General features: G+C 63.3%; 7 protein-coding genes. 3 read left to right on the top strand and 4 right to left on the bottom strand.

Annotation, left to right across the window (positions count from 1 at the left end; genetic code table 11):
• The 3 genes from ABS88_RS04700 to ABS88_RS04690 form a co-directional block, all read left to right on the top strand.
• A partial coding sequence (locus tag ABS88_RS04700) for a gamma-glutamyltransferase family protein (protein WP_286749261.1) occupies positions 1–1094 on the top strand: 1094 nt, incomplete at its 5' end.
• A gap of 63 nt (positions 1095–1157) precedes the next feature.
• Entirely contained in the window at positions 1158–3038 is a 1881-nt protein-coding gene (locus ABS88_RS04695) for an outer membrane protein assembly factor BamB family protein (RefSeq protein ID WP_286749259.1), read from the top strand.
• 69 nt (positions 3039–3107) lie between these two features.
• Complete coding sequence (locus ABS88_RS04690; protein WP_286749258.1) at positions 3108–4448, top strand: PQQ-dependent sugar dehydrogenase; 1341 nt, start codon at positions 3108–3110, stop codon at positions 4446–4448.
• Positions 4449–4466: 18 nt separating this feature from the next.
• On the opposite strand, the gene ABS88_RS04685 is transcribed toward ABS88_RS04690, so the two are convergent.
• The 4 genes from ABS88_RS04685 to ABS88_RS04670 form a co-directional block, all read right to left on the bottom strand.
• A complete protein-coding gene (locus ABS88_RS04685) occupies positions 4467–5210 on the bottom strand; it encodes an HD domain-containing protein (RefSeq protein WP_286749257.1) in 744 nt (247 codons plus the stop codon).
• Positions 5211–5299: 89 nt separating this feature from the next.
• On the bottom strand, positions 5300–6928 hold the full coding sequence (locus ABS88_RS04680; RefSeq protein WP_286749256.1) for a tannase/feruloyl esterase family alpha/beta hydrolase: 1629 nt from the start codon (positions 6926–6928) through the stop codon (positions 5300–5302).
• On the bottom strand, positions 6921–8501 hold the full coding sequence (locus ABS88_RS04675) for a carboxylesterase/lipase family protein (protein WP_286749255.1): 1581 nt from the start codon (positions 8499–8501) through the stop codon (positions 6921–6923). Before ABS88_RS04675 ends, ABS88_RS04680 begins: the two co-directional genes overlap by 8 nt.
• A gap of 14 nt (positions 8502–8515) precedes the next feature.
• On the bottom strand, positions 8516–10762 hold a 2247-nt coding region (locus ABS88_RS04670), incomplete at its 5' end, for a TonB-dependent receptor domain-containing protein (protein WP_286749254.1).

Genomic DNA, 10762 nt, shown 5'->3' with positions numbered 1-10762 from the left:
GCGCCAGCCGCGATGGCGCCCTGAAGGCGGCCTACGACTATTTCTACACCGGGCCGATCGCGCAGGAGATGGCGCGCTTCTCGGAAGCGAGCGGCGGCTGGCTGCGGCTGGACGACATGCGCAATTACAAACCGAAATGGGTCGAGCCTGTCGCGACGAGCTATCGCGGGCTCGATGTGATCTGCTCACCGCTTACCTCGCGGACGGGGCTCGAGACCTGCGAGCAACTGAACCTGCTCGAAGGTTTCGACATCGGTTCGATGGCGCCGGACAGTCCGCAGGCGCTCCATCTGATCGCCGAATGCATCAAGGTCACCAAGGCGGACGTCTATCGCTATGCCGCCGATCCGGCATCCAGCCCGACGCCGGTCGCGACGCTCATCTCCAAGGCGTTCGCTGAGCAACGTCGCCGGCTGATCGATCCGGCGCGTGCCATTGCCTTTCCGGCCGGCGCCGACATCGGCGGCACGCGCGTCCCGCCTCGTTCTTCCCGTGCCGCGTCGCGCGTGCCGGGCGACACCACGAACATCTCGATTACCGACAGCGAGGGCAATGCGGTCGGCGTCACGACCACGCTAGGGGGCGGCTTCGGTGCTTGCGTTGTCATGGGCGACACGGGCATGCTCTGCAACAACGGCCTGCGCAGCGGCTCCACCGCCCCGTATCGCGACCATCCAAACTTCGTCAAAGGTGGCCGGATTCCGCTGCTCGGCAATTGTCCGACGATCGTTCTCGACAAGGGTCAGTTCAAGATGGTCTTCGGCACCCCCGGCGGCGAGACCATCGGCCAGACGCAGTTCCAGCACCTCATCAACGTCATCGATCGCGGCATGCCGGTACAGGCGGCCATCGAGGCTCCCCGGCTCGCCTTGGACGCAGAGCCCGGCTTCTACACGCCCGGCGCAGCCGTCACCCTGCAACTGGAGTCCCGTTTTCCGCAGGAGACGTTCGCCGCGCTGCGGGCCATGGGGCACAAGGTGGATGCCGTCGGTCCTTATTCGATCGGAAGCATCCAGGCAGTGTTGCTGAGCCAGTTTGGTACTCGAATGGCCGGATCGGATCCGCGCCGCATGGGCTACGCCGTTGGTTACTAGGGCGCTTGCAACGATGATCTCTACAGACACTGAGGGGAAGACCAAATGAGGGTTCTGAGGTCGATGAGCCTTGCCCTTGCGCTGACGCTCGCCGCGAACACGGCCCATGCGGCGGCTACTGCAGACTGGGCGCATTTCGGCGGAGACATTGGCGACACGAAATATTCGGCACTCGATCAGATCAATGCCGGCAATATCAAGCGCCTAAAGGTCGTCTGGCGCGCGCCGGCAACCGATCCTGCCGTGACGAGCGAAAATCCCGGCCTCAGGCTGTCTAACAACTTCCGCAACGCGCCACTCGTCGTTGGCGGAGTCATGTACATCAGCAACCAGCTCGGCCAGGTAGAGGCGCGAGATCCTGGGACAGGGAAGGTCATCTGGCGCCAGGCGAACTTCGAGGGCGAAAAGACGCCCACAACGGGTAATGCCAGCCGCGCCATCGCGATGTGGGGCAAGGGCACCGGCGCCCGCATCGTCACTGTGCGCGGCTCCTACATCTATCTGCTTGACGCTAGGACGGGTGCTCTGGTCCAGTCCTTTGGTGACCGGGGGCGTGTGGACCTGCGCGAAGACCCGAAAAATGCCTATTCCTGGAATGCCCCAGCACCGCTCGTCGTGAAGGACGTGATCGTGATCGGCGGCCAGCCGATCGCCACCGGAACGGCTGATATCAACAAGGCTTCGCTGACCGGCGACATCCGTGGCTTCGATGTGCGGACGGGCAAATTGTTATGGACCTTCCACACCGTGCCGCGCGAGGGCGAACCGGGTACCGAGACATGGGAAAACGAAACCTGGCGGCAGGGCGGCAAGACCAAGACATGGAACGGGTTCAGCGCCGATGAGCAACTCGGCTATGTCTATGCGCCGCTGAGCGCACCGCCCAGCGACTATGACGGCCGGTTGCGTCCCGGCGACAATCTGTATTCGGATTCCCTCGTCGCGATTGATGTAACGACCGGCAAAAAGGTCTGGCACTTCCAGACCGTCCATCACGACCTGTGGGACTATGACCTGCCGACGCCGCCGATCCTGGCCGATATCAAGGTCAACGGCCGGATGCGCAAGGCCGCCATTCAAGTGACCAAGACCGCCTTCGTATTCGCTTTTGACCGGGTGACAGGTGAACCTCTGTTCCCGATCGTGGAAACGCCCGTGCCGGCATCCACCATGCCCGGAGAAAAGGCCTCGCCGACGCAACCCATTCCCCAAAAGCCTGCGCCATTTGATCGCCAGGGTATGAGCGAGGACCAACTGATCGATTTCACGCCGGCGTTGCGCGCCGAAGCGGTAGAGATCCTCAGTCGCTATGTGCATGGCGACATCTTCACGCCACCGTCGGTCGCCGGCGGGGAAGACGGCAAGCTCGGCACGCTGTATCTGCCCGGCTGGGTAGGAGGAGCCAACTGGACCGGCGCTGCGCTCGATCCGCTGACCGGCATCCTCTACGTCCCGTCGGTGACCGTGCCTTGGATCAGCCGATACAATTACCGTCGTCCTCCAGAGTCCAGCCTCTACATGGAGGGGCCGCAGGGGTTGCCTATGGTCAAGCCGCCCTACGGCCGCATCACCGCAATTGACCTTAACAGTGGCGACCATCTGTGGATGGTCCCTAATGGAGACGGTCCTCGCGACCATCCGGCATTGAAAGGGCTCAACCTTCCGCAACTCGGCCAGGCGGGTCGCGCCGCACCGCTGCTCACCAAGTCATTCCTGTTCTTGGGCGAGGGCGACATGGTCGGCCTCAGCATCCCGAAGCTGAGCGGCGGCAACATGTTCCGCGCCTATGACAAGAAGACCGGCAAGGTGGCTTGGCAGATCGACCTCGGCGCCGGGACGACAGCCCCGCCGATCACCTACATGTTCAAGGGCAAGCAATATATCGTCGTCGGTGTCGGCGGTGTCGATCATCCTGCCGAACTGGTGGCGATGAGCATCAAATAGTCAGTTGCAGCACAACCGCGCCGTGTGTCCGCACGAAGCGTAACTATCATGTCTGCCGTGGAGGAACTTATGACACGCAAAACCCGTCTGGCCTTGGCGGTCGCGGCCTTGGCCTCCCTTCCCGTGACTGCTTTTGCTCAATCGATCGTGACGCCGGGCGTCACGGCACCGCTGACGCCGGCCGAAATCGTTCGCAACTACCCGCCCGATGCCTTGACTGGTGCGGCGGTCGACAAGCCGGTCGTGCTCAAGAGCAAGGGTGGCATGGCCCTGCGGGTCGTCAAGCTGGCAGAAGGGCTATCCCATCCGGACGGCCTGGTCTTCCTCCCGGACGGGCACACCATGCTCATAACCGAGCGCCCCGGGCGCCTGCGTGTCGTCAAGGACGGTGTGCTCGATCCGACGCCCGTCGCGGGCTTGCCGGCACTCAACAATGTCGGGCTGGGCGGCGTGCACGATATCGTCCTGCATCCCGATTTCGCGAAGAACAAGCTGCTGTACATCTCGTACACAAAGGAGCGCGAGCCACAGCGGGGAACGACGCTCGCCATCGCGCAGGCCCGCTTTGATCAGGGCCGTCTGACAGCGGTGAAGGACATTCTCGTTACCGATGCGTGGGAAAGCCCTCTTGGCACCTATGGGGGAAGAATGATCTTCGGCCCGGACGGGATGCTCTACATCAGCGTGGGCGACCGTGACGGCACGACGCACAGCGACCAGTCGAGCGCCCGCCCGCAGGCGCAGAGTCTTGCGAACCACATCGGCAAGCTGCTGCGTGTGCGCGCTGACGGTTCGATCCCGCCGGACAATCCCTTCGTCAACGATCCGAAGGCCAAGGGGGAGATATACAGCTATGGACATCGCAATCCCTATGGCATCGCCTGGGATCCGAAGACCGGTGAGATGTGGGCATCTGAGTTCGGGCCTTCAGGCGGCGATGAGATCAATCGCATTCTTCCCGGGCACAATTACGGATGGCCTTTGGTGTCACTCGGGCGCCATTACAACGGAAATCCGGTCTCGGATCAGCCTTGGTATCGGGACGGCATGGATAACCCGATTTTCTACTGGAATCCGACCTTCAATCCCGAGAACATGATTTTCTACACCGGCGATAAATTCCCTCGGCTGAAAGGCAGCCTGTTGGTCGCGGGTGGAGGATCGAAGATGATCGCGCAGATGGTCGTCAGCCGCGACTTCATCCGACAGGGCGATACGATGCTGAACGAGCTGGACGTGCGCTTTCGCGACATCCGGCAGGGACCGGACGGCTATATCTATGTCCTGACCGAGGGGCGGTTGCGTGGCCCCAAAGATACGGACGGTATGTTGCTGCGGATCGAGCCGGGCGCTGCGGCAGCCGCGCGGCAGGCCAATTCTGCTTCTGAACCGGCAGGTTCGCCGGACTGAGCGGCCGGAGCGGCAATGTTACAGGAAATTGTTCGGCCAGATCATCGTGCGCCACATGTGCGCCGTCGGTGAGCTGTCGAAACCGAGCCCTTCTTCCGGCTCTCGGAAATTGCGGCCGATGATGTCCGTGAAAATCTCCGGGTCGACTGGCCCGACGTCCTCGAAAAAATAATAGTCGTATATCGTGACGAGGCGCGAGGTCATGTACCAGCGATGGTTGCGGGCATAGTCGGCATCGCGCCGGATGTATTCCGGTGGCACATAGTCGGCGCCGAAAAACCGATGATAGCTCTCCGGATAGTCATAGCCTGCGGCCTCGTCGGCGAAATAGCGCAGCGGTTGGTGATAGCGCACAGCCCAGGCGATTTCCTCGCTCACATAGGGGGCGATCATCTGCGCGCCCCAATAGCCGTGATCGGTGCGGATGAGGCATCCGTTGGAAATGTCATGCAGCAGGCAGGCCATGACGACCTTTTCATCCTGCCCGCTCTCAAGTGCCTTGAGACCGCTCGACAGAAGGTGGCGCACGGTGATGTCGCCGAAGCGATATTTGAAGAAGTCCATGAGCCTGGGCTTCTCGGGCATGCGGGGAAGGGCGGGGTTGTCGCCCATCATCATGACGGTGTCGGGACCGAGCTTGACGAGCAGGTCGGCCTCGATGTCAGGCTGGCCGGTACCGATCCAGCCGACGGGCGAGGGATAGATCTGGCGGGTGCGACCACTTTGCGGGAAAGTCGCGGCTTCTTCAGAAAAATCGCACATAAATCCTCTCTTGCGCTGCCATATCAGCGACATGTGCAGCGATAAGTCAATGCGCGAGCGCCTTCATCGTGCAACGGAGCCGTTGTCGCTTAGCGTGGGCCTGCACCGCCGATATGAGGGGCCTTGGCCCGCGAGCCGGGCCAGTTGAAGCCATCGTTCGGCGCTGTGCGGACGGCTTGCGGCGCAAAGGACGTTGGGAGGTCTACATCGCCGCCAAGATAGCGTGTGCGCGTTGGATAGGCATAAAGCGGGCGCTGCCTCACACGCCCGTCAGTGAGCGTGGCAGTGGCGATCACGCCGTCAGCGGGGGCTCCCAGCTCAACCCAGTTGACCATCGCGCCGAGCAGATCCTGCTCATAAGGGATGTAGCCCCCAGCGCAGTGATAACCGCCCGGCACGAGGAACATCCGCGCGAACCGCCGCGTGGCCTCCAGCCCGCCCATCTTGTCCTGCACGGCCTGATAATAATCCAGCATCCCATAAGCGCCTGCCATGTTGTCCGCGACGCCTTGCCAGAGGATGAGCTTTCCGCCGCGATCCCGAAAGGTGGAGATGTCCGGCTCCGCCGCATCATAGGGCGCGCCGGCCGCGAGCAATCTGGCAAGGCTCTCGCGCGTGAAATGCCAGTCGCGCCAGCTGAAGCCGGCAGGCAATTCGCCCGGGAACAGAAGATATCTGAAGAAGGATTCCGCCGCAAATTTGCCGGTGCGGGTCGCGCTGCCCGGCCCGACCCAGCCAAGTTCCGCGCCATAGGGCGCGCCGCCGGGATAGAGGGCGTGACCGTCTGCGTCATGCGGCCCGCGATACCAGGCCGTCGCCGCCGCCACTTGCTGGGCTGTGAGGCAGTTGGCGCTGGCGCCTTGAGCGCAGAGCAGCTTGGCAGGGTCATAGTGGCAGGCACGCGGATCGTCGATCTGGTCGTCGCTTATGCCATCGAGCCTGTCGCAGGCCGCCAGCACCGCCTTGTGAAGCAGGCTCACGGCTTCGCTCGTGAAAATCTCGGCGCCGTTCGCATCGAGGCCATTATGTGCTTCCCAGAGGAACAACTGCATAGCCGCCGGCATGGAGACGGATGATCCGGCTACGACGCCGTCAAAATCCTGTGGATAGCGCTGCACTTCCATCAGCGCTTCACGGCCGCCGCCCGAACAGCCGACGAAATAGCTATGGGTTGGGGGCTGGCCATAAAAGCGTTTGATCAGGGCCTTGGTAGCAACCGCCACGGCATGGGTCGCCTTGTGGGCGAACTGCTCGCGAAGCTCGGGCGCGCCAATCGACCAGGTGGCGTCGCCGACGCCTGTGCCGTCATGCCCGCCATTGTTGAAGGCCGTCGCGAATGTCCCGCTGGAGAGATGCGCGTTGCTGCACTGGGGAACGATCGTTTCCCCCACGACCCCGCACATCCCGCCACAGCCGCCTTGCAGGAAGCGACCCGAATAGCTGTTTGTCGGGAGTCGGATCTCGAATGCGGTCTGAGGCGCCGCATAGCCACGCACGAGGCAGACTTCCGCCTTCCCAGCGCTCGCTGGCACGATGACGGCGGAGCGCACGCGGAAGGCGATGCCCTCCTGCTCGACGGTCACGGGCGCGGCCAGCTCCGTGCAGGATATCACAGGGCGGATCACTGCCCGTGAAGGGAGCGGGATCAGGCTCGCCGGCCCTGCACAGGCCGGCACGGCGCTGAGTGCCATCAGCAGGCCGAGCAGCCATTTAGCCATATTGCGCGACCAGCGCCTGCTCACGACCGAGCGGATCGTCCTTCGCCACGCAACGATCGTCGAAAATCATCGTGGCGCGGCCGGGCAATTTGTAATCCGGCCAAGGGGGCAAGCCGGCGCCGTTGGGGTCGCCCGTCCGTGCGAAGTTGGTCCACATCCGGCTCATGATGTCCGCGAGGCGCTGGGCATCGGCTGTGCGTGCGCCCAACTCGCCCTTGAAGGCGCCGACATTGTCGAACACCAGCGGCACCTCGACGCCGTGAGGACTGCGCAATTCGCCGTTGCGCTGCGGCGTGCGCCAGCTCACCAGATAGGCATGGACCGGCGCTTTTGCCACGGCCGCGCGTTTCTCCGCCACGATGCGGGCATTGCGGCCCATCCCGATCTCGGTCGTGATCGCGAAGTAGATGTCGCTGGCGGATGCTTGCGGGCGCAGCTGGCGCATCGCGGAAATGAAGCCGGCAGGGTCGCGCACCGTTCCCTGCAAGGCCTTGTCCAGGCCCGCCCAGTCCAGCGTGAATGCACCTTCGACCGGGAACAGCACGGTCGTTTCTGTCTCGGCATGGCCCACCAGCATGGGAATGTCGGGCGAGATGCCGGGCGCCTCGGGCGCGAAGGGCGTGTGCGGGAGAATGGTCCCGTCCGGGGTGAGGCCCGGCCCGGCCATCGGGTGGCCGTGCGTAATGGTCTGGAGGGCTGCCAGCATCCTGTCTGTCGGCACGGCTTGCAGCGCGGCCAGGTCGCCCTTCTGGATATTCAGGGTCGTCAGGAGCTGCTCGGCAACTTGCCGTCCTTCGGCCGGAGAGACCGAATATGTGCCGAACCCGCTCTGCTGGATCGCCTTGCCGAACAGGCCCTTGGCGGCTGGCATCGCCAGCAGGCCGGCGACCTTCGTGCCGCCGCCGGAATGGCCGAAGATCGTGACGTTGTCCTGGTCACCGCCGAACAGCGCGATGTTGTCCCGCACCCAGCGCAACCCCGCGACGAGATCGAGCTGGCCGACATTGGGAGTTGTGGCGCCGGCGGGCATGAGGTCGCCGAAATAGAGATAGCCGAGCAGGTTGAGGCGGTGATTGATCGTCACGACCACGACATCGTGGCGCTTCGCCAGTCTCAGTCCTTCCGTGAATCGATCGGCGCCCGAGCCGACCGACAAGCCGCCGCCATGCGCCCAGAACATCACCGGACGCTTGCGGCCGTCATTGAGGCCCGGTGTCCAGATATTGAGGACCAGGCAATCCTCGCTCTGATCCGCCATGGGCTGGCCGCCGGGCGGCGCGAGTTGCGGCGCCGACGGACCGTAACGTAGCGCATCACGAATGCCGGTCCATGGCTTCACCGGGGTCGGTGGCTGGAACCGACCGGCACCACCGGTCGGCCCCCCGTAAGGGATGCCACGGAACACATGGATGCCGTCCTCGATCGTACCCCGAAGGCGACCGTCGCGCGTGTTGACGACCGGTGCCCTGGTGGCCGCCTGCGTTTCTCCCGCGAGGATCAGCGCTGCTGACGCACCGCATGCTCCCAGAAACGTCCGACGGCTTGCTGCGACCGCTCCGGTATCCTCAGCCATGACCCGTGCTCCTGTTAGAAGTTGGTGCGGACGCCAATGCGATAGCGCCGGCCGACATTGTCATAGTTCACCGAGTTGTTGTCGCCGTTCCAGTAGGGCGGCGGCGTGACGTTGAACAGGTTGAGCACATTGCCGTAGATCTGCACCTTCCGCTTGCCGTCATTGACGAGGTCGAAGGTCAGGCCGGCATTGGTGTAGAAGCGCGACGGTACGCGGTTGGTGTTGATGCTGTTGCTCAGCGTCGGGCTGTAGCCAGCGTCTTCCGGACCGACGAACGAGGCGTCGACCTTGCCTGCGGAGAGGAAGTGCCCCTGCAGGTTCATGCCGAAGCGGCCGACAGTGATACCGGCAAAGGCATCAACGACCCAGGACGGAACGCCGGACAAGCCGTTGTCCCCCGCGCGATTGACGCCGGGCGTCGCACTGCTTTCGAGCTTGATATTGTGCGTTGCGAGTGCGCGCAGGTCGACTTTCGCGCTGCCGACATCGAAGCGATAGCTGCCCTCGAAATCGACGCCGCGCAGCTTCAGCTGGTTGAGATTGAGGAACAGGATCGAGACGGTGCTGAGCTGTCCGTTGACGTCGCGCGTCACGAGCGAACAATATTGCGGATCGTTCGTGGCGTTGCAGTTGTCGACAATGCGCTGCCCGGCGATCGTTGAGATCGCGTCCTTTACAAGGATATCGTAGTAGTCGACCGAGAAGCGGAAGCCGGTGAGTGCACCGCGCGGCTGTAGCGTGAAGCCGGCCGTGAACGTCCGTGCCTTCTCCGGTGTCAGGTTGATGTTGCCGCCCGTGAAGGTCTGAACGAACACGGTGTTGCTCGTCTTGGTGTCATAGAGCGCGGCTTGTCCGCCAACCGGCGTGGTGAACAGTTCCGAGGCGTTGGGCGCGCGAATGTCGCGGGAATAAGTGGCGCGCAGCAGCACTGCGTCGATCGGGCGATAGGTCGCGCCAGCCTTCCACGTCCAGGCGTTGAAATTGTTACGGGAGGTCGGGCTCTTGGTGCTGTAGTCGGCATAGCGCACCGCGCCGTTGAGCTCGAGGCTTGATCCGAACGCGCTGTCGCGCATCAGCGGGATCGCGGCCTCCATATAGCCTTCCTTCACCGTCACGCTGCCGGTCGAGGGTGTGGCGTTATAGACGTAGAAGCCGTTGCGTGCGGAAATTGGATCGACCTGAATGTCCAGCTTGTTGCGCCGCGCCTCGACGCCCATGGCGATAGCGGCGGGACCGGCGCCGATGTCGAACAGTTCACCCTGGATATTGGCTGCGCCAGCCAGCTGCGAGAACTCCGAATAATGATTGGAAGCGCCGAAGGCATAGGCCTTGGCCTCCTGTGTGAAGTTCGTGGTACCGATGATGTTGAGCGGCCGGCAGGCCGGATCGTCGTTGGTCGTGGTCGCGTCAGCGTTCACCCGGCAGACGATGTCGCCATTGGTGTTCCGCACCGCATCGATCGCCTTGTTGAAGTTGGCGGTGATGCGATTGTTGATGGTGGATTGGTGATAGTCCGTCACGCCCCACTGGACGTGAGCGTCCCATTTCCAGCTGCCACCCAGCTCGCCGCTGCCGCCCGCCGTCACGCGCATGACGTCGCGCTCGGACACGCTGTCCATCTTGCCGAATTCGTTGCCGATCTTGCCGAGGACGATCGCCGACATGTTGTTGGCGATCATGATGTTGCGGGTGGAGGTCGGCAGATATGGGTTGTCGACCTTGATCACGTCACCGGCAGCGGGAAAGCCGATGTCGCGGATTTCCGGACCGCGCGGATAGCCGGCCACATGTCCGTAGCTTGCTTCGACGAAGCCCGTGAAGGCCGGCGAGAACTCATAATCGAGATAGCCATAGCCATTATAGCGTGTAACCGGGATTTGCAGCAGCGGGTCGTCGAAGAAGGTGTTGAGACCCGCGCCGCTGCCCCCTTCCTGAAACAGCGAATTGGCGTTCGCGCCATAGGTGAAGGCGGTCGGTTGACCGCTGGCGTCGAACTGGATGCCGCTCAGCGGGCCGCCGCGCGCTGCCGTGCGAACGCCTGCGGCGTTCACGGTGGCGCTGATGAGGCCGCCGGGGGTCAGGGTCGCGGTGCGCAGATTATAGGTGATGTTGTGCGCGGGCCGGCCATTCACGCCCGGCGTGCCCGTCAGGTCGCCCACTTCGTTGTTGCAGAAGCCGCGTGTGTAGCAACCACCGGTGCCCCGGCTCTTGTTATACTCGGCGCCGAACACAGCATGGCCGCGTCCACCATTGATGCTCGT

This window comes from Sphingopyxis sp. SCN 67-31 (assembly GCF_001725095.1).
This window is presented reverse-complemented; position numbering and strand designations above follow the sequence as displayed.

What these genes read in the sequence shown, in the direction of transcription:
- ABS88_RS04695 (WP_286749259.1), top strand. Translation starts at nt 1,158, where the DNA reads ATGAGCCTTGCCCTTGCGCTGACGCTCGCCGCGAACACGGCCCATGCG.
- ABS88_RS04690 (WP_286749258.1), top strand. Translation starts at nt 3,108, where the DNA reads ATGACACGCAAAACCCGTCTGGCCTTGGCGGTCGCGGCCTTGGCCTCC.
- ABS88_RS04685 (WP_286749257.1), bottom strand. Translation starts at nt 5,210, where the DNA reads ATGTGCGATTTTTCTGAAGAAGCCGCGACTTTCCCGCAAAGTGGTCGC.
- ABS88_RS04680 (WP_286749256.1), bottom strand. Translation starts at nt 6,928, where the DNA reads ATGGCTAAATGGCTGCTCGGCCTGCTGATGGCACTCAGCGCCGTGCCG.
- ABS88_RS04675 (WP_286749255.1), bottom strand. Translation starts at nt 8,501, where the DNA reads ATGGCTGAGGATACCGGAGCGGTCGCAGCAAGCCGTCGGACGTTTCTG.